General features: G+C 41.1%; 22 protein-coding genes, 1 tRNA gene and 1 rRNA gene. 3 read left to right on the top strand and 21 right to left on the bottom strand.

Annotated features, from left to right (window positions below; translation table 11 throughout):
* The 4 genes from ACJAZP_RS14915 to pnp form a co-directional block, all read right to left on the bottom strand.
* Nucleotides 1-75 (bottom strand): 16S ribosomal RNA (locus tag ACJAZP_RS14915); the annotation flags it as partial.
* Nucleotides 76-622: 547 nt separating this feature from the next.
* The gene (locus tag ACJAZP_RS14910) at nucleotides 623-1243 is read right to left on the bottom strand and encodes a flavin prenyltransferase UbiX (protein ID WP_415231536.1); all 621 of its coding nucleotides are present in this window, start codon (nucleotides 1241-1243) and stop codon (nucleotides 623-625) included.
* 2 nt (nucleotides 1244-1245) lie between these two features.
* Nucleotides 1246-2604, bottom strand: a complete 1359-nt coding sequence (mpl, locus tag ACJAZP_RS14905) for a UDP-N-acetylmuramate:L-alanyl-gamma-D-glutamyl-meso-diaminopimelate ligase (protein ID WP_415231535.1) — start codon at nucleotides 2602-2604, stop codon at nucleotides 1246-1248.
* 363 nt (nucleotides 2605-2967) lie between these two features.
* Entirely contained in the window at nucleotides 2968-5064 is a 2097-nt protein-coding gene (pnp, locus tag ACJAZP_RS14900; protein WP_415231534.1) for a polyribonucleotide nucleotidyltransferase, read from the bottom strand.
* A 328-nt stretch (nucleotides 5065-5392) separates the two neighbouring features.
* On the opposite strand from pnp, the gene ACJAZP_RS14895 reads away from it, so the two are divergent.
* Both ACJAZP_RS14895 and ACJAZP_RS14890 read left to right on the top strand, forming a co-directional pair.
* Complete coding sequence (locus ACJAZP_RS14895) at nucleotides 5393-6061, top strand: glutathione S-transferase (protein ID WP_415231533.1); 669 nt, start codon at nucleotides 5393-5395, stop codon at nucleotides 6059-6061.
* Nucleotides 6062-6197: 136 nt separating this feature from the next.
* Nucleotides 6198-7478, top strand: a complete 1281-nt coding sequence (locus ACJAZP_RS14890; protein ID WP_415231532.1) for a cation:proton antiporter — start codon at nucleotides 6198-6200, stop codon at nucleotides 7476-7478.
* 224 nt (nucleotides 7479-7702) lie between these two features.
* Here ACJAZP_RS14890 and rpsO read toward each other — a convergent pair whose 3' ends face one another.
* From rpsO to rlmE, 16 genes are all read right to left on the bottom strand, one after another.
* Nucleotides 7703-7972, bottom strand: a complete 270-nt coding sequence (rpsO, locus tag ACJAZP_RS14885; protein WP_025563525.1) for a 30S ribosomal protein S15 — start codon at nucleotides 7970-7972, stop codon at nucleotides 7703-7705.
* A gap of 148 nt (nucleotides 7973-8120) precedes the next feature.
* Entirely contained in the window at nucleotides 8121-8924 is an 804-nt protein-coding gene (locus ACJAZP_RS14880) for an ABC transporter ATP-binding protein (protein WP_415231531.1), read from the bottom strand.
* Nucleotides 8921-9823: an ABC transporter permease gene (locus ACJAZP_RS14875; RefSeq protein ID WP_415231530.1), complete on the bottom strand. Its 903-nt coding sequence runs from the start codon at nucleotides 9821-9823 to the stop codon at nucleotides 8921-8923. The genes ACJAZP_RS14880 and ACJAZP_RS14875 overlap by 4 nt, the downstream gene beginning before the upstream one ends.
* Nucleotides 9824-9838: 15 nt before the next feature.
* On the bottom strand, nucleotides 9839-10798 hold the full coding sequence (locus ACJAZP_RS14870; RefSeq protein WP_415231529.1) for an ABC transporter substrate-binding protein: 960 nt from the start codon (nucleotides 10796-10798) through the stop codon (nucleotides 9839-9841).
* A 384-nt stretch (nucleotides 10799-11182) separates the two neighbouring features.
* Nucleotides 11183-11392: a hypothetical protein gene (locus ACJAZP_RS14865; protein WP_415231528.1), complete on the bottom strand. Its 210-nt coding sequence runs from the start codon at nucleotides 11390-11392 to the stop codon at nucleotides 11183-11185.
* A gap of 86 nt (nucleotides 11393-11478) precedes the next feature.
* Entirely contained in the window at nucleotides 11479-12411 is a 933-nt protein-coding gene (gene truB / locus ACJAZP_RS14860; protein ID WP_415231527.1) for a tRNA pseudouridine(55) synthase TruB, read from the bottom strand.
* Complete coding sequence (gene rbfA / locus ACJAZP_RS14855; RefSeq protein ID WP_415231526.1) at nucleotides 12411-12812, bottom strand: 30S ribosome-binding factor RbfA; 402 nt, start codon at nucleotides 12810-12812, stop codon at nucleotides 12411-12413. The genes truB and rbfA overlap by 1 nt, the downstream gene beginning before the upstream one ends.
* Before the next feature lie 94 nt (nucleotides 12813-12906).
* Nucleotides 12907-15549 carry a translation initiation factor IF-2 gene (gene infB / locus ACJAZP_RS14850; protein ID WP_415231525.1) on the bottom strand — a complete coding sequence of 881 codons (2643 nt, stop codon included), beginning with the start codon at nucleotides 15547-15549 and terminating at the stop codon, nucleotides 12907-12909.
* 22 nt (nucleotides 15550-15571) lie between these two features.
* Nucleotides 15572-17071 (bottom strand): transcription termination factor NusA, encoded by a 1500-nt coding sequence (gene nusA, locus ACJAZP_RS14845; protein ID WP_415231524.1) that lies wholly within the window; start codon nucleotides 17069-17071, stop codon nucleotides 15572-15574.
* A gap of 11 nt (nucleotides 17072-17082) precedes the next feature.
* Entirely contained in the window at nucleotides 17083-17544 is a 462-nt protein-coding gene (gene rimP / locus ACJAZP_RS14840) for a ribosome maturation factor RimP (protein ID WP_415231523.1), read from the bottom strand.
* 409 nt (nucleotides 17545-17953) lie between these two features.
* Nucleotides 17954-18038: transfer RNA gene (locus ACJAZP_RS14835), tRNA-Leu, on the bottom strand.
* A 7-nt stretch (nucleotides 18039-18045) separates the two neighbouring features.
* Nucleotides 18046-18369 (bottom strand): preprotein translocase subunit SecG, encoded by a 324-nt coding sequence (secG, locus tag ACJAZP_RS14830; RefSeq protein ID WP_415231522.1) that lies wholly within the window; start codon nucleotides 18367-18369, stop codon nucleotides 18046-18048.
* Nucleotides 18370-18554: 185 nt separating this feature from the next.
* Complete coding sequence (gene glmM, locus ACJAZP_RS14825) at nucleotides 18555-19886, bottom strand: phosphoglucosamine mutase (protein ID WP_415231521.1); 1332 nt, start codon at nucleotides 19884-19886, stop codon at nucleotides 18555-18557.
* A 24-nt stretch (nucleotides 19887-19910) separates the two neighbouring features.
* Complete coding sequence (gene folP, locus ACJAZP_RS14820) at nucleotides 19911-20744, bottom strand: dihydropteroate synthase (protein WP_415231520.1); 834 nt, start codon at nucleotides 20742-20744, stop codon at nucleotides 19911-19913.
* A gap of 76 nt (nucleotides 20745-20820) precedes the next feature.
* Complete coding sequence (gene ftsH / locus ACJAZP_RS14815) at nucleotides 20821-22761, bottom strand: ATP-dependent zinc metalloprotease FtsH (RefSeq protein ID WP_415231519.1); 1941 nt, start codon at nucleotides 22759-22761, stop codon at nucleotides 20821-20823.
* 296 nt (nucleotides 22762-23057) lie between these two features.
* On the bottom strand, nucleotides 23058-23714 hold the full coding sequence (gene rlmE, locus ACJAZP_RS14810) for a 23S rRNA (uridine(2552)-2'-O)-methyltransferase RlmE (RefSeq protein WP_415231518.1): 657 nt from the start codon (nucleotides 23712-23714) through the stop codon (nucleotides 23058-23060).
* A gap of 132 nt (nucleotides 23715-23846) precedes the next feature.
* Here rlmE and yhbY point away from each other — a divergent pair, with 132 nt between their 5' ends.
* Entirely contained in the window at nucleotides 23847-24143 is a 297-nt protein-coding gene (gene yhbY / locus ACJAZP_RS14805; RefSeq protein ID WP_415231517.1) for a ribosome assembly RNA-binding protein YhbY, read from the top strand.
* A gap of 62 nt (nucleotides 24144-24205) precedes the next feature.
* Here yhbY and greA read toward each other — a convergent pair whose 3' ends face one another.
* Nucleotides 24206-24685 (bottom strand): transcription elongation factor GreA, encoded by a 480-nt coding sequence (greA, locus tag ACJAZP_RS14800; RefSeq protein ID WP_415231516.1) that lies wholly within the window; start codon nucleotides 24683-24685, stop codon nucleotides 24206-24208.
* Nucleotides 24686-24719 lie beyond the last annotated feature (34 nt).

Raw genomic sequence — 24719 nt, 5'->3', positions numbered from 1 at the left:
CTGTTACCGTTCGACTTGCATGTGTTAAGCCTGCCGCCAGCGTTCAATCTGAGCCATGATCAAACTCTTCAATTTAAAGTTTAATTTGTAGCTTGCGCTACGACTCAATATAACTGACTAAAACTAATTACTCTTCATTTTAATACCTAAGTATAAAAACAATGAATAACTTATTATTCTGAATAAATAAATTTATTCGTGTGTCACTTTTATTGATGAGTAATCTATTCACGAAGTGAAAAGTTACTGCCTTGTGCTATATAAATAACAAAAGGACTTTGATTTTTTTGAAATCACATCAACAATAAGTGTCCACACAGATTGTTTGATTAAATTGTTAAAGAGCGTGCCTTTCGGCGAGGTGCGTATATTACGCCACCTGCAAACGATGTCAATGGTTGTTTTTAATTTTTTCAATCAACGTGATACGTCATTAAAAACTCAACCTCTTTCGTTCTGAGCAACCGGACTGACTTGCGTATTTCCCGTTTCCGTGGATGCGCATTATAGAGATTTTGTGAACCTTGGCAAGGGTTTTATAAGCAAAAACGGCAACTAATCAAAACCTTTATATTTGCGCTCACAAAACCAACAAAAACTACTTTTATTTGATATTACATTGTCATTCACACCAGCGTTTACCAATGTTATGCGCTATTTTCAAATGATCTAATACTCTCGCGACCATAAATTCCTGTAAATCAGAAATAGTTTTGGGCTGATGGTAAAAACCTGGCGCTAATGGCATGACTGTTACACCCAGTTCAGACAATGTCAGCATGTTTCGTAAATGAATAGTGGAAAAAGGTGTTTCTCTTGGCATGATGATCAATTCTCCGCGTTCTTTTAAAATAACATCGGCGGAACGTTCGATTAAATTATTAGATAGACCATGGGCAATAGAGGCCAATGTTCCACAACTGCAGGGACAAACAATCATTTTACTCGGCGCTGATGAGCCGGAGGCGACGGGTGAAAACCAATCTTTTGCAGCCAGCACCACTATTTGCTGTTGTTTACTCTGGTATTTATCCTGTAAAAAAATATTAAGCTCCGTGATATCTGCAGGCCAATCTTCATTTTCTTCTGTTTTTAAGACAATTTTAGCCGCATCGGACAGTAATAAATATATTTGTGTATCGGTATCAACCAATGCCTGTAATAACCTTAAGAAGTAACCGCTACCCGATGCGCCTGTTACTGCTAAGGTAATTCTATCTTTAAACAAATTTTTCTTAGACATTATTAAACCTTCTTTTTTAGGGCGAGTTGTTCCAATAATTTTTGGTGAATATTGCCAAAACCACCATTACTCATGATCAGTACATGATCATTAGGCTCTGCTATTGAGACTAACTTACTACACAACTCATCAATATCATGGGATATATTGACCTCTTTTCCCTGTGCATCAAACAATTCTTGAATGGACCAACTGATATCATCACTTGCAAAAAAATAGACGCTGTCGGCTGCCGACAATGCATCCACTAAGGTCTCTTTATGGACACCTAATTTCATGGTATTTGAACGCGGCTCCAGCACAGCAATAATTTTTTCATTGCCTACTTTTGCACGTAACCCCGCTAAGGTTGTTTTAATTGCAGTGGGATGATGCGCAAAATCATCATAAACAGTGATACTGTTAACTTTGCCTTTAACTTCCATTCGCCGTTTGATATTTTTAAATTCAGCCAGTGCTTCAATGGCGACCGCCGGGGTAACACCAACGTGGCGGGCAGCCGCTATTGCAGCAAGTGCATTATTAGCATTATGATCGCCAATCAATGACCAATCCACCTGCCCCTGCTTTTGCTGATCCAGATAGACTTCAAAAAGTGATGCATCTTCTTTTATTTTTTTGCAGGACCAGTTTTTACCAAGGTATTCAACCTCACTCCAGCAGCCCATGCGCTCAACATCCATCAAGGCAGGATCTTGATCAGGTATAAAAATACGTCCGCTGCCGGGAACGGTACGCAGCAGATGATGAAATTGTTTTTTAATGGCATTCAGATCTTCAAAAATATCCGCATGGTCAAACTCTAAGTTATTTAAAACCAGCGTTCTGGGGTGGTAATGCACAAATTTGGAACGTTTATCAAAAAAAGCACTGTCGTACTCATCGGCCTCGATCACAAAAAACGGGGTTTCACCTAACCTTGCCGACAGACCAAAGTTTTCAGGTACGCCGCCAATTAAAAAACCAGGCTGCATATGTGCGTATTCTAAAATCCAAGCCAACATACTGGCGGTGGACGTTTTACCGTGAGTTCCGGCAACAGCTAATACCCAGCGGTCTTTTAGAACATGCTCTAATAGCCACTGCGGGCCTGAAGTATAAGGAATTTGCTTATCAAGCACGGCTTCTACGCAGGGATTTCCGCGACTCATCGCATTACCAATGACCACAAGATCAGGATTTGAATCTAATTGGCTTGGATCAAAACCTTGAATTAATTCTATGCCCTGCTCTTCTAATTGGGTGCTCATCGGCGGATAAACGTTATTATCTGATCCGGTGACTTTATAGCCCAAAGATTTGGCGAGAATTGCAAGGCCTCCCATAAATGTACCGCAGATGCCAAGAATATGAATATGCATAAAACCTCAATAGGAAAGATAAAAAAGATAAGAAAGTGTATTTTATTGTTAACCCTAAATTACCTGAACACGAAAGATAAGAAAGTGTCGTTAATTGTTATACCCAAATTACCTGAATCTTCAATCATTGCCAATAAAAAAGGTGAGTACCTTTATATGTTTGTCTTTATAGCATTCAAATTGTTATATAAAAAAAGTTTTCAGTTAGGCTTCGAAGGTTTTCTACAGGAATAGAATAATTTTTTACTTTGTGGTTTAAGTTATTCATTTGATAAATAGACTGTTATAAAAAAAGGAAGCCGCAGCTTCCTTTTTTTGAGTGAATGACCGCAGTCATTACTTTATTTATTACCCATCAAGGTATTATTCAGCCGTTGTTTTTTCAGCAGCTTCTTTGATGCTTAAGCGCACACGGCCCTGGCGATCAACTTCTAATACTTTAACTTTCACTTCCTGACCTTCTTTAAGGTGATCAGATACTTTCTGTACACGCTCTTCACAAATTTGCGAAATATGTACCAGACCATCTTTACCCGGAAGGATGTTAACAAACGCACCGAAATCGGCTAAACGTACCACTTTACCTGAGTAGATAGTACCTACTTCAACTTCAGCAGTCAGTGCTTTAATGCGGTTAATTGCATCTTCTGCTTGTTCACCAGAAGTCGCTGCAATTTTAACAGTACCGTCATCTTCGATTTCAATCGTAGTACCCGTTTCTTCACATAGAGCACGGATAACAGCGCCGCCTTTACCAATAACATCACGGATTTTATCTGTGTTGATTTTGATAGTATGAATACGTGGAGCAAATTGAGAAATATCGGCACGACCTTGTGGAAGTGCTTTATCCATTACGGTTAAAATGTGTAAACGTGCAGCTTTTGCCTGATTTAAAGCAATCTGCATGATTTCACGAGTGATACCTTCAATTTTGATATCCATCTGTAATGCAGTAATACCTTCAGTAGTACCGGCAACTTTAAAGTCCATATCACCAAGATGATCTTCATCACCTAGAATATCAGAAAGAACAACGAACTCTTCGCCTTCTTTAACAAGACCCATCGCGATTCCCGCAACAGAAGCTTTAAGAGGAACACCTGCGTCCATTAGTGCAAGCGATGCACCACAAACAGAAGCCATTGAAGATGAACCGTTAGATTCAGTAATTTCTGATACAACACGAACTGTGTACGGGAATTCTTCAAGTGTTGGCATAACGGCTAAAACACCACGTTTAGCAAGACGGCCATGACCAATCTCACGACGCTTAGGTGAACCAACAAAACCGGTTTCGCCTACACAGTATGGAGGGAAGTTATAATGTAATAAGAAGTAATCTTTCTTCTCGCCCATCAGGCTGTCGATGATTTGCGCATCACGTTGTGTGCCAAGCGTAGCAGTCACTAACGCCTGAGTTTCACCACGGGTAAACAATGCACTACCGTGAGTACGCGGTAAGACACCGGTACGGACATCTAAGGCACGAATGCTTTCAGGATCACGTCCATCGATACGCGGCTCACCTTTAATGATGCGCGTACGTACGACTGTTTTTTCTAAATCGTGTAGGTATTCGCCTACTTGCTTAGCTGCTAATGTTTCGTCAGCCGCTAATAACTTAGCTTTAACTTCAGAAGTGATCGCTTTGATTGCATCGTAACGAACACCTTTATCGCTGATTTGGTAAGCTTGTTCAAAACGCGCTTGCGCTTCAGTAGCAATTGCAGCATCTAATGCTTCGTTACGAGCTGGAGCAGCCCAGTTCCATGCTGGACGAGCAACGTCGCTTGCGAATTCTTTGATCGCTTCAATAACAATTTGTTGCTGATCGTGACCAAATACAACCGCGCCTAACATGACGTCTTCGCTTAAGATAGCAGCTTCAGATTCAACCATTAATACTGCGTTGTCTGTACCAGATACAACAAGGTTAAGATCACTTGTTTCTAATTCAGTTTTAGTCGGGTTAAGAAGGTATTGACCGTCTGCATAACCAACACGAGCACAACCGATAGGACCGTTAAAAGGCATACCAGAGATAGAAAGTGCCGCAGATGTTGCAATCATAGCAACGATATCTGGGTTAACTTCTGGGTTGATTGAAACAACAGTTGCAATCACTTGTACTTCGTTTTTAAAGCCAGCAGGGAAAAGAGGACGAATTGGACGGTCAATAAGACGACAAATTAACGTTTCTTCTTCAGATGGACGGCCTTCACGTTTGAAGAAACCACCTGGAATTTTACCAGCTGCGTATGTTTTTTCTTGGTAGTTAACAGTAAGAGGGAAGAAATCACGCTCTTGATCATCTGCATTTTTACCAACAACAGAAACGAATACACAGGTATCGTCCATACTACACATTACAGCGGCAGTTGCTTGACGAGCCATTACGCCCGTTTCTAGCGTGACAGTATGTTCGCCATACTGAAAACTTTTAACAATAGGAGTCATTTTTTTTCCTTTAATAAATTTATATTCTTGTGCTTTTTATCGCGGGGACAGTATACGTCAACCTCTCATTTTTAAAACATTTTTAGTCTGGTTTTTAAAAAAATTTTAAAACATTTTTAAAACATCTAACATTTGTATTTAGCGCATACCTACCCGGTCCATAAAATTTAAAATCACCGGGAAGATTATATTTTATTTTTTGCTAAAAGAGAGCGTCCTACCCAAACTACTTGAAAATATAGATTCATGTAGTTTGGGTATATACTCTTTTGCGTTAAGAACAGTGACTGCCTACACAATTAAATTTCTCGCATTAATAGATGAACAAATGACTGAAGCACATAATACTCTGCCTATTCTTTATTCCCTGCGCCATTGCCCCTATGCGATGCGTGCGCGTATGGCAATTTTCAGTTCCACCCAACCAGTATTATTACGCGCGATTAAATTGTCCAACAAACCACCGGAAATGCTTGAATTATCAAGCAAAGGCACGGTGCCTATGTTAGTGATATCAGCCGAGGAAGTGCTTGAAGAAAGCTTGGATATTATGCTAAAAATCTTATCGGCACAGGATCCTCATGATTTACTCCACCAACAACAGCCGCAAACACTGCCAGATATGTTGATATTAATTCGGCGTTTTGATGTTCAGTTTAAAGCCGCGTTAAATAACTACAAATGCGCAAAACGGTACCGGGAGAGCAACCTTACGGAGTGCCGGCAAGCTTGTGAAGTTTATATTCAGGAATTAGAGCTGCAATTAAACAAACATCAATTTTTAATGTCAGAGAAGGAAAGTCTGGTTGATATCGCGTTACTGCCCTTCATTCGCCAGTTTTCCAAGGTAGAAAGACAATGGTATCAACAATCGCCTTACCCTTTACTCAGAGCTTGGCTGACCAAATACGTTCAAAGCCCCATGTTTACTAAAGTAATGGCACCACACCCGCTCTGGGTTGAATGCCGTCAAAGCATTATTTTTGGCGATCTCTAGTCGCCGAATATCAAGCGCTGAAAATATAACAAAAAAATCACGTTCAATTAACAATAAAGTCACATAGAATCATTGCGCTAATCTGTATTTAACCTTATATTCAAAACATTTATTTACTAATATACGAGAGCCTTAAATGACCGTTTATGCAACTCTATGTTTTCTAGCCGCAGCGGCGATGTTAATTACATTCTTAAACAGTAAAATAGGTAATATGCAAAGCACCATTGCAATTACCGCAGGCTCCTTAATCTTATCTTTACTTATTCTTATTGCCGGTAAAAATGGCTTTTCTCCATTGCAGGAGATTGCCTCGGATCAACTTGCTAAAATTGATTTTCACAGTTTTTTGCTCAATGGGATTTTGGGTTTTTTATTATTTGCAGGCGGCTTAGGCATTAAGCTTGGGAATATCAAAGATCAAAAATGGGAAATCGCGGTACTCGCATTAGGGGCGACTTTATTTTCGACCTTTTTTATCGGTTATGTGCTGTTTTATATCTGTCAATATTTAGACTTTCAATTCAACCTTGTTTACTGCCTGTTATTTGGTGCTCTCATCTCCCCCACCGACCCTATTGCAGTACTCGCAATTGTTAAAAAGCTTGATGCTCCCAAACGTATTTCGACCCAAATCGAAGGCGAGTCATTATTCAATGATGGTTTCGGCTTAGTTATTTTTGTGACGCTTTACAGCATCGCATTTTCAGGTACCCAACCGACCGCTTTAAGCATTACCGAGTTATTTTTACATGAAGCCATTGGCGGGATTATATACGGGCTTTTATTAGGTTTAATGTTCCATTATTTAATCAGCGCAACCGATGATCATTCCATGGAATTATTACTCACTATCGGTATCCCCAGCGCAGGTTATGTTTTTGCTGCTATTATCGGCGTTTCGGGTCCGCTTGCGATGGTTGTCTCTGGCATCATCATTGGCAACTGGACGCGTATTAATGGTTTTTCCAAAGAGAGTATAAAACTGCTCGATCATTTTTGGGAACTGATTGATGAGTTTTTAAACGGCATTCTTTTTCTACTGATAGGTTTAAGCATGTTGGGATACAGCTTCCATCAGGAAGATTGGATTTTAATGGTGATTGCTATTCCATTAACATTAATAGCCCGCTACCTGAGCGTTCAATTATCTTATTTGGCTTTCAACCGATTTCGTGAATATAACCCCTACTCAGTGGCGGTATTAACCTGGGGAGGTTTGCGTGGAGGATTGGCCTTAGCAATGGCGATGGCGATCCCCGCCGGTGTTATGATTATTCCGAGTAAACAGATAGATGTGCGCGAAATCATTCTAGTGATGACCTACTCTGCGGTATTCTTCTCAATTTTAGTGCAGGGATCAACCATTACTCCATTGATTAATAAAGCGAAAGCATGGCAGGAAAAACAAAAATAGAAATCAATAAGCAGCAGGGTCTTTGATTTGATCATATTAGGGTCTGTGGGCTTTTGAAAAAGAGTAACGGTGACTTTAAAAAGGTGAAATTGTTTAGATATTTAGTTATTTAGCTGATTGTTATAACAGAAAATGTGCTATCAACTTTATGACTAATATAAATTATGACAGATACAAAAAAAGAGCCATAGGGCTCTTTTTTTTAAATTATGTTTAAGTCGAAATTAACGACGTAGACCTAATTCAGCGATTAATGCTGTGTAAGCAGCAACATCTTTACGCTTTAAGTAGTCAAGTAATTTACGACGTTGACTTACCATGCGCAATAGACCACGACGGCTGTGGTGATCATGGATGTGCTCTTTAAAGTGGCCTTGAAGGTGGTTGATTTGTACTGTGTATAAAGCAACTTGTACTTCTGAAGAACCAGTATCGCCTTCTGAACGACCAAATTTAGCTACAATCTCAGCTTTCTGTTCTGCACTTAGTGACATAACATACTCCGATATTTTATGGTTATGTATATAACCGATTTAAATTAGTACCGCCAATCACTAATTCAGCGATACAGTGAACGGCGGATTTTACGGAGGATCGCCCCATTAAGCAATACTTATTGCGTGTAAATTTAATTAAAAATGATTATGCGCCTAACAACAACTTATCGTCGTCTAACTCTTCACCATCGGTGCGTGCTTTAGCAAATAGATCAAGCAGATCTTTAACTTGATATTTAGCCCGCTCAGCACCCTCTAAATCAAAAATAATCTTACCTTCATGAAGCATAATGGTGCGTGAGCCATGGTCTAACGCCTGGCGCATGGAATGGGTCACCATCATCACGGTTAATTTTTTTTCTTTAATAATTTGTGATGAGATATCCATAATTAATGCCGCTGTTTTTGGATCTAGCGCAGCGGTATGTTCATCCAATAACAAAATACTACTTGGCTGCAGTGCCGACATCAGTAAGCTTACCGATTGGCGTTGCCCGCCCGACAAAAGCCCCATTTCACTGTCCAGACGATCTTCCAAGCCCAGATTTAGTCGACTTAACTGCTCGCGAAACACCTTGCGTAATTTATTGTTTAGGGCAAACGCCAGCGTGCCGCGCTTTCCGCGACCATAGGCAAGTGACATATTCTCTTCAACGGTTAGATTGCCACAGGTTCCCGCTAGAGGATCCTGAAAGACTCGGGCAATATCCTTAGTACGGCCGGTGGCAGGCAACTTGGTGACATCCCGCTCGCCAAAGTAAATTTTACCTTGAGTTGATTTGATATCACCGGCGATGGTATTGAGTAAGGTAGATTTACCCGCGCCATTAGAGCCAATCACGGTAACAAATTCACCCGAGGGGATGGTCAGTTCAATCCCGCATAAAGCCAGCTTTTCTGTCGGCAACCCGTGATTAAAGGTCACGTGTAAGTTTTCACAGCGGATCATATTTGCTCCTTGATGGCGCGTTTCGCTTTCCATTCATTACGTAATTTAGGAAATACTAATGCAAGAGCCACCAGTACCGCGGTAATCAAGTTTAAATCTGATGCTTGGAAACCCAGAAAATCGGCATTTAAAGCCATTGATACGGCAAAACGATATAAAACAGACCCCACAATACAACTCATTACAATCACCAGCATCGAACGACTCGACAACAGAGATTCACCGATAATAACAGCCGCTAAGCCAACCACTATAGTCCCGATTCCCATGGTTGAATCGGCAAAACCATTGGTTTGTGCAAACAGCGCGCCGGCAAGTCCGACCAAACCGTTAGAAAGCGCTAAACCAACATAAACTTTTTCAGTGACAACGATCCCGTTAGCTTGCGCCATGCGTTTATTAGAACCGACTGCACGCGTCGCCAAACCATATTCGGTATGCAGGAACCAGGCGACCAATAATCCGCCAACAACAGCGCAGACGCCCACAAAGATAACCTTCATATACATGTCCGGCAAACCTAAGCCCTCAAAAGGAGAAAGGACAGTGGGTTCCATGATTAAGGCAACATTAGGTTTACCCATCACCCGCAAATTGATGGTATACAGAGCTGTCATGGTCAGAATACTGGCTAGCAAATGGAGAATATTAAAGCGCAGATTTAACCATGCGGTAACCAAACCCGCACAGGCCGCCGCGAGCGTCCCGAGCAAGGTTGCTAAATACGGGTTTTGGCCGGCAACGATTAAGGTTGCCGTAACAGCAGCACCAAGGGTGAAGCTGCCATCAACGGTAAGGTCTGGAAAGTCTAAAATCCGAAAAGTAAGATAGACCCCGATAGCAACTAAGCCATAGATAAGGCCTATTTCTAATGTGCCTAAAAAAGCATAAAGTGACATATTAATAACTACTCATTATTTAATTATTTGGGTTGCTCGTTTAAGCACATCAGCAGGTACTGCTACACCCATGTTAGCGGCCATAGTGGTATTAACAAAAAGGCTGGTACCCTCGGCCATTTTGACATCAATCGAGCCGGGTTTTTCACCTTTTAGAATACGTACAACGATGTCGCCCGTTTGACGGCCAAGATCGCCATAATCATAACCAACGGCCGCGACAGCACCACGTTCGACCGAACCTGTATCAGCGGCAAAGACCGGCACTTGAGCATCGATACCAACTTTTACAACCGCTTCAAAAGCGCTAATAATAGTATTATCTGTCGGGCAGTAAATAGCATCGACTTTCCCTATCAGTTGCTTGCTGGCAATCATTACATCGGATGATTTGGGCGCAGCGGATTCAACAATCGTAATCCCCATCTCTGAAGCGGCTTCTTTTAAAGCATTAACGATGGCTACCGAGTTAGCTTCACCGGGATTATACGGCACGCCAACTGTTTTTAAGTTGGGAATAAATTCTTTAATTAAAGCAAGATGCTGTCTCACGTTAACCATATCTGACAAGCCGGTGACATTTCCACCAGGTTGAATTAAGCGCGGCACAAGCTTGGCACCGACTGGATCAGTTACAGCAGAAAACACCACCGGAATACCACGACTGGCGCTTACCGCAGCCTGAGCAGAAGGCGTCGCAATAGCAACAATAACATCGGGTGCATCACCGACCATTTTACGCGCAATTTGAGCCGCGATAGCAGGTTGCCCTTGCGCGCTCTCGTAGGTAAATTTCAGTTGATCGCCTGTGTAGCCATTTTCATTGAGTACCTCTTTAATACCATCACGAACAGCATCAAGTGCAGGGTGCTCGACAATGGCAGTAGTAGCAACATAAACGGTTTTAGCCTGCAGGCTAGTACACAAAACTACGGTTGATAAGGCGATTGCTTTTAATACCGAATTTAGATTCATTTTATGATCCTTTTTAATGAATTTATCATTGTTATTATTTTCATAGTGCAACGATTTGCGGGTGCTGAGACGGTCTATAGTGGGTACTAAAACAGTCTATCTTAGATAATACTTAACTTTATCAGCTAAATCGAATAATGTAAAAACACTATTTCTAAAATGTATTACCGACAACTTGTTGCCGGCAAAGCATATTTTGCGTGGTGATTATCGGTGTTTTATAGGGGAGTGACGGCTTGCAGTAACTATTAATAATTGTCATTTTATTTTTTGTATTCAGACGTTAGACATGGTTTACAGAGCCGCTTTTTAATTTTAGTTGTGTATCCAAATCAGTTAAAAACAGAGGAATCAGTCATTTTTTTCAATATTTTCAAATGTCGATTAGATCTCTAATTCCAGTGCTATATTTGTACAACCTTTTTCACAACTAAGGCCACTTGTATTTAATGCCGAAACACTTAATTTAAGAGGCAGCCGGCAGGTCGAGCAAAGCACCGTTCCGCCTTTGCCTATTTTTTTGATAACATTGCGCTGCTCATTGAATGAGTTGGCTGCATTTTTATTTATCTGAGAAAAGTCTAATTTAGTCATGATGTCCATCATTGGCTGTTTACATGTAGATCCGGTTAGGTAAAAAACCTTAATCACTTAAGGTATAGGATCATAAAACTTAAAGGTTATAAATTAGCTAAACGGGTTGGGGCAATTAAACCTGCATCGTTCATTTTACCAACACCAATAAAGGTATGTGCCTCACCAACGGTGATCCTCAGGATAGTATTATCGGGAGCACCAAAAACCTGTACAGGTTGACCGTGCAGTACATAATCACCCATCTCTTCTGAGACATTAACTTCCGGGTATTTTTTTACCGCACTGTCCATATCAAGCAACAGCGGATCTAATAAGTCATAGGGGCTGACATCAGACTCTTTCGCCTGCTCAATCAATGACTCTAATTGGTCGATAGTGACCATTTTATCGTATGGATAATCGGCGACCTGCGTACGGCGTAATACAGACACGTGGGCACCACAGCCCAATAGTTCACCAAGGTCATCAACTATAGTACGGATATAAGTCCCTTTACTAACGTGAATATCTAAATCCACTTCATTACCTTCAAAACGTAATTGGTTAATTTCATAAACGCTAATGGGTCGCGCTTCACGCTCAATAGTAATACCTTCGCGCGCATATTTATAAAGAGGCTGGCCTTTATGTTTTAAGGCAGAAAACATCGACGGCACCTGCATAATATCACCGCGGAAAGTGTCTAATGCATCATCAAGCTGCGCCTGAGTAACGTTAACCGGACGCTCGCTAACGACATCACCCTGAGAGTCACTGGTGGTGGTGCGCACACCTAAGGTAGCGGTGACAATATAACGTTTATCGGAATCGAGTAAAAACTGAGAAAATTTGGTTGCTTCACCTAAACAAACGGGCAGCATTCCCGTAGCAAGTGGATCTAACGCGCCCGTATGTCCCGCTTTATTAGCAAAGAAAATACGCTTAACACGTTGTAATGCATGGTTTGAGCTGATGTCTGTGGGTTTATCCAATAAAATAATACCATTTATCGAACGCCCTTTTCCCCGTCTTGCCATTATTCGTCGTCCTCTTCCGTTCTATCTGACGCAGCTAATTTAGTCTGATCAATTTTTACTGCACCACTGACTAACTCTGAAATACGTAAACCTTCGGTCAGTGTACTGTCAAAGGTAAAGCGAACTTCAGGCACGATACGTAAACGCATGGCTTTGCCTAATAAGCGGCGAATATATCCCGCTGCGGCGTTCAGGCCTTCAAGAGACTCATCATTGGTTTGGTCACCAATGGTTAAAAAGGTCACAAATACTGTTGCGTAGGCAAGGTCACGAGTGACATCTACACCGGAGATGGTAACCATTCCAATGCGTGGATCCTTAACTTCCTGCTGTAATATACGCGCAAGTTCTTTTTGAACCTGTTGAGATACTCGTGAAGTTCGGCTGTATTCTTTTGGCATTTTTTACTCCTTCATCAGCACGCTGATGATTATTCTTTTTAAATAAGAATGGAGGCCTTAAGCCTCCATTCTTTACGTTAAGGCAACTTTAAACTTATAAAGTTCTTTTAATTTCTATGGTTTCAAATACTTCTATTTGATCGCCTACACGTACATCATTATAGTTCTTAACACCGATACCACATTCCATGCCATTACGCACTTCGCTGAGGTCATCTTTGAAACGGCGTAGGGACTCAAGTACACCTTCGTAAATTACGATATTTTCACGTAAAACACGGATTGGATTATTACGTTTGATAGTACCTTCGGTCACCATACAACCGGCGATTGCGCCAATTTTAGGAGATTTAAAGACTTCACGAACGTCTGCAATACCGGTGATCTGTTGTCTAAATTCAGGTGCTAATAAACCGCTCATTGCGGCACGTACTTCATCGATCAGACCGTAAATGATGCTGTAGTAATGAAGATCAACGCCCTCATTCTCGATAAGTTTACGGGCAGATGCATCAGCACGTACGTTAAAGCCGATAACAATGGCACCGGAAGCAGAAGCTAAAGAAGCATCTGTTTCAGTAATACCACCAACACCACGACCGATGATATTAACTTTAACTTCATCGGTAGATAGTTTGTTTAATGACTCACAGATAGCTTCAAGTGAACCTTGAACATCCGCTTTAAGCACGATATTAAGTTCAGAAACTTCGCCGGCTTCCATATTGGCAAACATGTTATCAAGTTTCGCTTTTTGTTGACGAGCAAGTTTGATATCACGGAATTTACCTTGACGATATAACGCAACTTCACGCGCTTTTTTCTCATCTTTAACAACAGTCGCTTCATCACCTGCCATTGGCACGCCCGATAGACCTAATACTTCAACAGGAATAGAAGGACCCGCTGTTTCAATCGCTTTACCGTTCTCATCGCGCATCGCACGAACACGGCCGTATTCAAGACCACAAAGGACGATATCACCGAGCTTCAATTCACCCTGCTGAACAAGGATAGAAGCAACCGGACCACGACCTTTATCAAGACGAGATTCGATCACGACACCCGCTGCAGGACCGCTTGCGACTGCTGATAAATCTAACATTTCAGCTTGTAGAAGAATACTGTCTAGCAGACCATCAACACCGGTACCCACTTTTGCTGAAACGTAAGCGAAGATATTCTCACCGCCCCATTCTTCAGAAATAATATTATGCTGAGAAAGTTCACTTTTAACCCGCTCAAAATCGGCACCTTCTTTGTCGATTTTATTGATCGCAACAATCAGCGGAACTTTAGCCGCTTTAGCATGTTGAATTGCTTCAATCGTTTGTGGCATAACACCATCATCGGCAGCAACCACTAAGATAACGATATCTGTCGACTTAGCACCACGAGAACGCATTGACGTAAAGGCCGCATGTCCTGGTGTGTCTAAAAATGAGATAATACCTTTCTCAGTTTCTACATGGTAAGCACCGATATGCTGGGTAATACCACCCGCTTCTCCGTCAGCAACTTTTGCACGACGAATGTAATCCAGCAGTGATGTTTTACCGTGGTCAACGTGACCCATGATAGTTACAACAGGTGCGCGAGAAGTTCTTACGCCGCCTTGTTGCGCCTCAGCCATTACCGATTCTTCTAACTCATTTTCTTTGGTTAGAATAACTTTATGACCCATCTCTTCAGCAACAATGGTTGCTGTTTCCTGGTCAATGACTTGGTTAATGGTGGCCATAGCCCCCATTTTCATCATCACCTTGATAACTTCAGTGGCTTTAACCGCCATTTTATTAGCAAGTTCTGCAACCGTAATGGTTTCACCAATTTTTACATCACGCTCAACAGGAGCAGCTGGTTTTTCAAATGCCTGTTGTAAAGCTGAAGGTGTTGATGGACGTTGTTTTTTACCACGACGTGAACGACGACCTTGAGATTTCTCTTCTACGGGTGCTTTTTTCTTCTTCTTGCGACGAGAAGGTCCCTCAGCTTTAGAGTCCAGTGCATCTTCCGCTGCCTGTGCCTCTTTTGATGAGGTTATATGATAATTTCCACCTTCAGCTGCTTTTTTACGTGCAACTTCTTCTTCAGCCCAGCGTGCGGAGTTTTCTTCAACGAGTTTTTTCGCTTCTTCAGCTTGACGTGCAGCTTCAAGCTCTGCTTTAGCCGATGCTTCTTGATCTGCTTTTTTCAATAATGCTGCAGCTTCTTTTTCTAACGCTATTTGCTCTGCTGTTTTTTCAGATTTAGCGGCAGTTTGTTTTTCTTTATTAGCAGCTGCTGCCTTTTTAGCTTTTTCATCAGCTTCTTTTTTAGCAGCCAGTTTTTCTGCTTGTGCTTTTTCTACAAGTAACTTTTTAACTTCAATTTCTGCTTGTAGTTTAGCATTTTCAGCTTGTTGCTCTGCTAATTCTGCTGTTTGAGTTTCTTGAATTTCGCTTTCGCTCCGTTTCACGTAAGTACGTTTTTTACGCACTTCAACCTGGACGGCTTTAGCCTGTCCCGTAGAACCTTTCACATTTAAGGTACTTTTTGTCTTACGTTGTAAGGTCATTTTTATTTTTGATTCACCACCATGCTGCTTTTGCAGAAAAGTAGTTAACGTTTGTTTTTCTTCCAGGCTCACCTTATCTGACGCTGATTTTTTGATACCGGCATCTGCGAACTGTTTAACTAAAACTTCTTCTGATTTGTTTAAATCTTTAGCAAGCTCTTTAAGTAACATATCTGACATTATTATTTCTCCTATCTGATGCTTATTCAGCGTCGTCACTGAACCAACAGATGTTACGAGCAGCCATGATCAGCTCCCCTGCTTTTGCTTCGTTTAGTTCTTCAATTTCAAGCAAATCATCAACAGCTTGCTCGGCAAGATTTTCAAGAGTAATAATACCTTTGCTTGCCATCACATATGCTAAATGACCCTCTAAACCCTCAAGCGCTAAAAGATCATCTGCTGGTTTAGCATCTTCTAGGCCTTCTTCTTCTGCTAGTGCTTTAGTGGCTAAATAGTCTTTCGCACGAGAGCGTAACTCTTCAATAAGCGCTTCATCTAAGCCGTCAATCTCTAACAATTCATTGATTGGTACATAAGCGATTTCTTCTAATGAACTGAAACCCTCTTCTACCAGAACAGCAGCGAAATCTTCATCAATCTCAAGTGCTTCAGTGAATACACCGATCACGCTAGCAGCTTCTGCTTGATGTTTTTCGCGCAATTGTACTACTGTCATGACATTAAGTTCCCAACCCGTAAGTTGAGATGCCAGACGTACATTTTGACCGTTGCGTCCGATAGCTTGAGCTAAATTATCTTCTTCAACAGCAATATCCATGCTGTGAGAGTCTTCATCAACCACAACTGAAACAACGTCGGCGGGCGACATTGCGTTAATTGCAAATTGCGCAGGATTGTCATCCCACAAAATGATATCAACACGCTCGCCACCTAATTCGCTGGAAACAGCTTGTACACGCGCACCGCGCATACCAACACAAGCACCAATAGGGTCAATGCGTTTATCATTTGATTTCACGGCAATTTTTGCACGCGAACCTGGATCCCGAGCAGCACCCATCAGATCAATCATCTCTTCAGCGATTTCAGGCACTTCCAAACGGAAAAGCTCAATCAGCATTTCCGGTTGCGTACGGGTCATGAAAAGTTGTGCGCCTCGCGCTTCAGGTCGAACGGCAAATAAAAGACCGCGCAGACGATCTCCCGGACGGAAATTTTCGCGAGGTAACATCTCATCACGAAAGATAACGGCTTCAGCGTTGCCGCCTAAGTCCAGTAAAATGTTATCGCGGTTCATGCGCTTCACAATACCGGTAATTAGCTCACCTTCCTGTTCAGCATACTGCGCGACAACTTGAGCACGTTCAGCTTCGCGTACTTTTTGCACAATCACTTGTTTAGCTGTTTGCGTGGTAATTCGGTCAAATGTTACTGACTCAATTTCATCTTCTATATAGTCGCCAACTTCAATCTCAGGGCTATCATATTCAGCAGCCTCAAAGGTCATTTCGCGACATGGATTTTCCATCTTCGCTTCAGATTCAAGCACTAACCAACGACGAAAAGTTTCAAACTGACCCGTTTCACGGTCAATCTCAACACGCACTTCTATATCGTTTTCATATTTCTTTTTGGTTGCAATCGCTAGGGCGCTTTCTAATGCTTGGAAAATCGCTTCACGTGGAAGCCCTTTTTCATTAGAGACCGCTTCTACGACCAGTAAAATTTCTTTATTCATCTGTAATCGCCTTAATTATCAAATTTTGGAACAATATTCGCTTTTTGAATATTGCTCAATGCAAAACGCTCTTCTCTGCCGTCTACATTGAGACAAATGATTTCATCCTCGGCAGAAACAATGACACCTTTCCACCTACGACGGTTTTGAATCGGCATTCTTAATTGTATTTTCACCACTTCTCCGACAAAAGTTTGATAATGTTCCGCCTTAAAGAGCGGACGATTCAGACCGGGAGATGAAACTTCAAGCGTATATTCATTAGTAATGGGATCTTCTACATCCATAATTGCGCTAACCTGCCGACTTACTGCGGCACAGTCATCAACCAAAATACCCTGTTCTTGATCAATATAAACACGCAAAGTTGAATGTTTACCTGCACGAATATATTCGATACCCACTAATTCGTAACCAAGATCTTCAACACTTGGAGCTAACATTTCAGTTATACGTTCTTCTAAACTTGCCAAACTTATCCCCTTTCAGAAACAAAAAAAGGGCATACAGCCCTAATTAATTAACAACTTATGTTTGTTAAAAACAAGCATAAGTTGTCACTTCACGATAGATAAAATTAAATTTCAACTTCGTAAATAACAAAAAAGCCCCAATAAATTGGAGCTTCATTCATGTTGTTCAATAAATTGAACAAGATATTGTTATTAGAAATACAATATCGAATGTAATGCTATTTTAGGATTTACCTAAAATATTGCCTATCTCTACAGAACATAAATCCATCACTAGTCAAATTTTCTTATGTCTGTATTTAGGTGCGCCATTATAGCGAAACCCTTATTTATAAGCAATCACTTTACACTATACTCGAACTACTTAAATATACAGATTGAGCATTTTAAAATAATTTGAGTATATAATTGGTGCGGATAGAGAGACTTGAACTCTCACGACCTAAGTCATAGCCCCCTCAAGGCTACGTGTCTACCAATTTCACCATATCCGCTTATTTTTTATTCTGGGATATCGCCCGATGTATCTATTTCAACAGGGGTATCAACAACTTGTTCAATTTCTAGATTTGAGAATTCTTGGTCTGCAGTTACTTTATTAGTTGAAAGATTACCTAACACTAAGCTTAAAGCAAAAAACAAAACCGCCAGTACCGCAGTTGTACGCGTCATAAAATTACCCGCACCACTTGCACCAAATACTGTATTTGAAGCGCCAGAGCCAAATGAAGCCCCCATTCCCGCGCCTTTACCTTGTTGAATCAATACAAATCCAATTAAGATTATTGCAACAATTAAATAAACAACTAACAGCATCTCATACATAAACACATACCTAATTTCACTATAAAAATATCATTGAACTCGTTCGCAGAAGCGGACGAATATTACCGAAAAGCGTCACTAATCACAAGAGAATAAAGAGACTATTTTATGATTTTAAACGGATAAACGCTTGACCGCTTAAAATTCAGACAAAAACGTATCCTGACTTTATCTAATTTTTTAGACTAAACCTTTACTTTATCGGCAATAGATTGCGCATAACTGCGTACAACTTTTTCACTTTCATCCGCTTCAACCATAATACGAAATACCGGTTCAGTGCCCGATTTACGCAGTAAAACGCGCCCTTTATCACCAAGTAATGTTTCAATACGTTTGGCTTCTGTCAACACATCTTTGTCCTGCAGAGGATCGACTTTATTATCAAAACGTAAATTGAGTAAAATTTGCGGATATTTTTTTATCCCCTGGCGCAGGTCATATAATTTCATACGACTGCTCTGCATCGCACTGATGACCTGCAGTCCGGATACAATACCATCCCCCGTCGGAAGGTGATCTGCACAGATTACATGGCCTGAATTTTCCGCGCCAATGCACCAATTATTCTTAATCATCAGTTCCATGACATGACGGTCTCCCACATCGGAACGCTCAAAGGGAATGCCTAAGGTTTTTAGTGCCTGCTCCAGCCCGAGATTAGACATTTTAGTGCCAACAGCCCCTCCCCTTAACGTACCTGAGCGTAATTTATCACGCGCAATGATATACAGCAGTTCATCACCATCCAAAATGTAGCCCGTATGGTCAACCATCATCACCCGGTCACCATCACCATCAAAGGCAATACCAAAGTCCGCTTGTTCTTTAACAACCCGTTCTGAAATGGCCTGCATGCTCGTAGCACCGCAGTTTAAATTAATATTCAGACCATTCGGTTCAACCCCCATTGCGATGACATCGGCGCCCAGTTCACTAATGACCAGAGGCGCAATATGGTAGGTAGCCCCATTTGCACAGTCTACAACTACTTTTAAGCCATTTAAGTCGTATTTTGACGGAAACGTACTTTTACAAAACTCAATGTATCGCCCTGCGGCATCTTCGATTCGGTATGCTTTACCTAACTCACTTGAATCAACACATTTTAATTCTTTGTCAATTTCCGCTTCGATTTCCAGTTCAATCTCTTCTGACAATTTAGTACCTTGATCGGAAAAGAATTTAATACCGTTATCATAGTATGGATTATGCGAAGCACTGATAACGATGCCTGCGGTCGCACGAAAAGTATGGGTTAAATAGGCAACGGCGGGTGTTGGCATAGGTCCCATTAATACCGGGCGTAAACCTGCCGCAGCAAGTCCGGCCTGCAAAGCGGCCTCCAGCATATATCCGGATATACGCGGATCTTTACCGATTAACACTTTTTTTGAACCCGATTTTCCAAGAACGCGCCCTGCAGCCCAACCGAGTTTTAAAGCAAATTCAGGTGTAATTAATGAAGCACCTACTTTGCCGCGAATGCCATCGGTACCAAAATATTTTTTTTTCATGGTTATCTCATCTTCTTAATAAGTTTATTTTTTAAAAGAATTTAATGCTTTTAATACGTTAATGACATCGACGGTTTCTTCAACATCATGCACACGAATAATTTGCGAGCCCTGCTGCAGAGCGATTAAAGCCCCGGCAAGACTGCCTGCGAGGCGGTGATTTGGATCACGATTGAGCAGTTGTCCGAACATGGATTTTCTAGAAAGACCGGTTAAAATAGGATAATTCAATTTAACAAACTGCTTAGTTGCCGCTAATAGCTCATAATTATCGCAGAGCTGCTTACCAAAACCAAAGCCTAAATCTAAAATAATATTTTCTTTCTTGATACCGGCATTAATACAAATTTCAGCACGTTGTAACAAAAAAGTTTTTACCTCTTCGATCACATCTTTATATTCAGGCGCACTTTGCATGCTTCTCGGCTGCCCCTGCATATGCATCAGGCATACCGGGACATTCGCTTTAACGGCAACGTCCAATGCGTTCTCTTCGCGCAGTGCGCGAATATCATTAATCAGATTGGCGCCCGCATTAACGGCCGCCTGCATCACCTTAGCTTTACTGGTATCAATCGAAATCCAACAATCAAACTGCTGATTTATTTTTTCAATAACCGGTATAACACGGTCTAACTCTTGCTGCTCACTAACCTCGAATGCCCCGGGGCGAGTCGACTCACCACCGATATCCAAAATGCTGGCACCCTGTGCAAGCATTTTTTGAGCTTGCTTAAGGGCATTATCGATATTCGAAAAACGACCGCCATCTGAGAAAGAATCCGGTGTTACATTTAAAATCCCCATTACCTTAGGTTCGCTCAAGTCGAGGATTTTAGAACCGCTTATTAACTGCATAATGCTCCGTAATAAAAAAACCTAAGCAAGCTTAGGTTTTTTAGTAGTCATTTATAAAATAAATCAGCTTTGATTACTATTTATCTTTTTCGTCCTGCGAGGTTTTTTCAGCGCTGCTTTCTTCTTTGCTTAGATCAACTTCTGATTGTTTATCCTTTGAGTCGGTAGAAGCTTCCTCAACAACTGCTTTTTCTGCCACAACCTCAGCTTCGTCAGTCCAATCCGATGGCGGACGAACCTCAATACGCGCCATCAAATCATCAACCTGAGCCGTATCAATCGTTTCATATTTCATTAGTGCATCTTTCATTGCATGTAATATATCGATATTGTCGGTTAATATTTTTTCTGCCCGCTGATAATTTTTCTCAATGAAGAATTTCACTTCGTCATCGATAACTCTTCCGGTTTCCGGAGAAAGAAGATTAGAGCGTAACGTATTGGAATCTACCGCTAATAGAATAGGACCCAATTTTTCTGAGAAGCCCCACTCTGTGACCATCGCACGGGCAATCGCAGAAGCTTGTTTAATATCCTGTGATGCGCCGGTTGACACTTTATCAAGACCGTAAATAAGTTCTTCAGCGATTCGGCCGCCGTAAGCCACTGAAATACTACTTTCAAGCTCAGTACGATTTTGACTGATCTGATCACCTTCAGGTAAAAACTGCGTTACCCCTAATGACCGTCCGCGGGGGATGATAGTCACTTTATGAATAGGATGATGCTGTGGTACTAATTTGGCCACAATCGCATGACCCGCTTCATGATAAGCAGTTGATTCTTTGTCTTTTTCCGTCATCACTAAGCTGCGACGCTCGGCACCCATTAAAATCTTGTCGCGGGCCTGTTCGAAATCATCGGCATTGACGGTACGCTTATTACTGCGTGCCGCAAACAGTGCCGCTTCATTCACTAAATTGGCCAAATCCGCACCAGAAAATCCCGGTGTACCGCGTGCTAAAACACTTGCTTTAACATCATCAGACAGAGGGACTTTACGCATATGAACATTTAAAATCTGCTCTCTGCCACGTACGTCCGGTAAAGAAACAACAACCTGGCGATCGAAACGGCCGGGTCTTAATAACGCGGGGTCAAGCACATCGGGTCTGTTGGTTGCAGCAACAACAATGATACCTTCATTACCTTCAAAACCATCCATCTCAACTAACATTTGGTTTAAGGTTTGCTCACGCTCATCATTACCGCCACCCATACCTGCGCCACGCTGGCGACCTACGGCATCAATCTCATCAATAAAGATGATACAAGGAGATGATTTTTTAGCTTGCTCAAACATATCACGTACACGGGATGCACCAACACCAACAAACATTTCCACAAAATCGGAACCGGAAATGGCGAAAAATGGCACTTTAGCTTCACCAGCGATGGCTTTTGCAAGCAGAGTTTTACCTGTCCCCGGAGGTCCGACAAGTAATACACCCGTTGGAATACGGCCACCTAACTTTTGAAATTTGGTTGAATCTTTTAAGTAATCAACTAATTCTTTAACATCTTCTTTGGCTTCATCACAACCGGCCACATCGGCGAAGGTTGTTTTGATTTGGTCTTCACCCATCAACTTGGCTTTACTTTTACCAAATGACATTGCGCCGCCTTTACCGCCGCCCTGCATATTACGCATGAAGAAAACCCAGACGCCAATTAATAATAACATCGGGAACCAGGAAACAAATATAGAGGTTAAAAAGCTTGTTTCTTCCGGAGGAGTACCTTCAACGAGTACATTATTCTTAATTAGATCATTTAAAAGATCCAGATCCGGCGATGGAATATAAGTAACAAAAGGCGTTTGATTATTTCTAATCCCTTTGACAACTTCTCCATCAATTTGAACTTGCTGAATTTGTCCCCCGCTAATTTCTTTTACGAATGTTGTGTAGTCTATTTGAGACCGTTTTGCATCGTCTTTTCCAAAGCCTTGGAATAAAGACATCAATACTACTGCGATGACTAACCACAATATCAGGTTTTTTGCCATATCGTTCAAGATGTAAACCTCTTGTTAAGAAACATAAATATTATAATAGATTACTACAGTTTAAAAAGTGTCGCTAGTAAATATACTTAGCGCATTCTCTTACTGAGTCTAACCACGCAAAATCATTGTTAATAATTAGTGACAGTGACTTTCAATCCAAGTCGAACTCATTGTTAATACTAATTAGAGTGGCCCTAAAATCCAAGCCGTAATCATTGTTAATATATAGGGACAGTGGCTCTACAATTCAAGCCGCAATCATTGTTAATATAGGGACAGTGGCTCTACAATTCAAGCCGCAATCATTATTGCTCTTTATAACCCGTTGCAACAACATACACTTCTCGTGACCTTGAACGAGAGGAGTCAGGTTTGCGGGTTTTTACCGATTTAAAGCATTTACGCGCTTCACTCATAAATAGATCAAATTCACTCCCCATAAATACTTTAACGACAAAACTGCCGTCTTTAACTAATACTTCCCGACACATTTCCAAAGCAAGCTCAACAAGGTACATTGATTTAGGCTGATCGATACCCACTGTGCCGGTCATATTAGGCGCCATATCAGAGAGAACTACATCGACTTTATTACCTGCAATTCGTCCCAACAACGCATTTACAACCGCTTCTTCCCGAAAATCTCCCTGCAAAAAATCAACGCCTGCAATCGAATCCATGGGTAGAATATCACAGGCAATCACTTTGCCCTTTAAACCGACAGTATCCACAGCCCACTGTGACCAGCTTCCAGGTGCAGCCCCTAAATCAACAACGGTCATGCCGGGACGAATTAATTTGTCCTTTTTATTGATCTCTTCCAGTTTAAATACAGCGCGGGAACGTAATCCCTTTTTAGTGGCCTCTTTTACATAAAAGTCATTTACATGCTCATGCATCCAACGCTTGGAGCTTGCCGACGCACTTTTTTTAGGTCCGTTCGGATGGTCTTTTTGTGCCATCAATTTATTCCTTAATGTTGTCATCTCCGGTATTTAAAACAATAAACAGGGATAAATAAAAATCAAAATAGTAAAGGTTATTATTTAAGGGTAGAATGCTTTATTTTCAACCCTTAAACGAAAGAAATATGCATGAATTTATCAAATAAACAAAAGCAATACTTAAAAGGCCTTGCCCATAGCTTAAAACCAGTTGTTCTATTAGGGCAAAATGGCTTAACGGAAGGCGTATTAGCTGAAATAGAAAATGCACTTAGCCACCATGAACTCATCAAAATTAAAGTTGCAACCGATGATCGTGAAATGAAACAGCTTATCATTGATGCTATTGTGCGTGAAACTGAAGCACTTAATGTCACTAAAATCGGCCACATTGTGGTTTTATACCGACCAAGTGAAGATAAAAAAATAGAGCTACCACGTAAATAATTAGCGTAAGCATTATTAAAAAAGCCCAGTTTCACTGGGCTTTTTTGTACTTTTTTATAAAACTATGCAATATATTGAACACTGATAATTTCATATTCTATAGTGCCACCGGGGGTGACTATTGAAATCTCATCATTGAGCATTTTTCCAATCAAACCACGTGCAATCGGCGAGCTGACTGAAATTAAATTTATCTTTATATTCGCTTCGTCATCACCAACAATCTTATAACTCACTTCTGCATCGGTATCGATATTAACAATAGTGACAGTCGTACCAAAAATAACCCTGCCGTTATTGGGTATATTAGTGATATCAATAATTTGCGAATTGGATAATTTAGCTTCAATATCTTGAATACGTCCTTCACAAAAACCTTGTTGTTCACGTGCTGCGTGGTATTCCGCATTTTCTTTTAAATCACCGTGCTCACGAGCTTCCGCAATTGCCTTGACAATCTGAGGACGAGTGACGTTTTTTAACTGCTCCAATTCGCTACGTAATTTAGCAGCGCCATTAGCTGTCATTGGATATTTAACCATTAAAAATTACCTTTTTTGACACAATTTTTGTGTT

Source organism: Psychromonas sp. (assembly GCF_047632955.1).
Taxonomy (GTDB): domain Bacteria; phylum Pseudomonadota; class Gammaproteobacteria; order Enterobacterales; family Psychromonadaceae; genus Psychromonas.
This window is presented reverse-complemented; position numbering and strand designations above follow the sequence as displayed.

Bases quoted from the DNA above. Each gene is read 5' to 3' on its own strand.
- ACJAZP_RS14910 (WP_415231536.1), bottom strand. From the start codon at position 1,243: ATGTCTAAGAAAAATTTGTTTAAAGATAGAATTACCTTAGCAGTAACA.
- mpl (WP_415231535.1), bottom strand. From the start codon at position 2,604: ATGCATATTCATATTCTTGGCATCTGCGGTACATTTATGGGAGGCCTT.
- pnp (WP_415231534.1), bottom strand. From the start codon at position 5,064: ATGACTCCTATTGTTAAAAGTTTTCAGTATGGCGAACATACTGTCACG.
- ACJAZP_RS14895 (WP_415231533.1), top strand. From the start codon at position 5,393: ATGACTGAAGCACATAATACTCTGCCTATTCTTTATTCCCTGCGCCAT.
- ACJAZP_RS14890 (WP_415231532.1), top strand. From the start codon at position 6,198: ATGACCGTTTATGCAACTCTATGTTTTCTAGCCGCAGCGGCGATGTTA.
- rpsO (WP_025563525.1), bottom strand. From the start codon at position 7,972: ATGTCACTAAGTGCAGAACAGAAAGCTGAGATTGTAGCTAAATTTGGT.
- ACJAZP_RS14880 (WP_415231531.1), bottom strand. From the start codon at position 8,924: ATGATCCGCTGTGAAAACTTACACGTGACCTTTAATCACGGGTTGCCG.
- ACJAZP_RS14875 (WP_415231530.1), bottom strand. From the start codon at position 9,823: ATGTCACTTTATGCTTTTTTAGGCACATTAGAAATAGGCCTTATCTAT.
- ACJAZP_RS14870 (WP_415231529.1), bottom strand. From the start codon at position 10,798: ATGAATCTAAATTCGGTATTAAAAGCAATCGCCTTATCAACCGTAGTT.
- ACJAZP_RS14865 (WP_415231528.1), bottom strand. From the start codon at position 11,392: ATGACTAAATTAGACTTTTCTCAGATAAATAAAAATGCAGCCAACTCA.
- truB (WP_415231527.1), bottom strand. From the start codon at position 12,411: ATGGCAAGACGGGGAAAAGGGCGTTCGATAAATGGTATTATTTTATTG.
- rbfA (WP_415231526.1), bottom strand. From the start codon at position 12,812: ATGCCAAAAGAATACAGCCGAACTTCACGAGTATCTCAACAGGTTCAA.
- infB (WP_415231525.1), bottom strand. From the start codon at position 15,549: ATGTCAGATATGTTACTTAAAGAGCTTGCTAAAGATTTAAACAAATCA.
- nusA (WP_415231524.1), bottom strand. From the start codon at position 17,071: ATGAATAAAGAAATTTTACTGGTCGTAGAAGCGGTCTCTAATGAAAAA.
- secG (WP_415231522.1), bottom strand. From the start codon at position 18,369: ATGTATGAGATGCTGTTAGTTGTTTATTTAATTGTTGCAATAATCTTA.
- glmM (WP_415231521.1), bottom strand. From the start codon at position 19,886: ATGAAAAAAAAATATTTTGGTACCGATGGCATTCGCGGCAAAGTAGGT.
- folP (WP_415231520.1), bottom strand. From the start codon at position 20,744: ATGCAGTTAATAAGCGGTTCTAAAATCCTCGACTTGAGCGAACCTAAG.
- rlmE (WP_415231518.1), bottom strand. From the start codon at position 23,714: ATGGCACAAAAAGACCATCCGAACGGACCTAAAAAAAGTGCGTCGGCA.
- yhbY (WP_415231517.1), top strand. From the start codon at position 23,847: ATGAATTTATCAAATAAACAAAAGCAATACTTAAAAGGCCTTGCCCAT.
- greA (WP_415231516.1), bottom strand. From the start codon at position 24,685: ATGGTTAAATATCCAATGACAGCTAATGGCGCTGCTAAATTACGTAGC.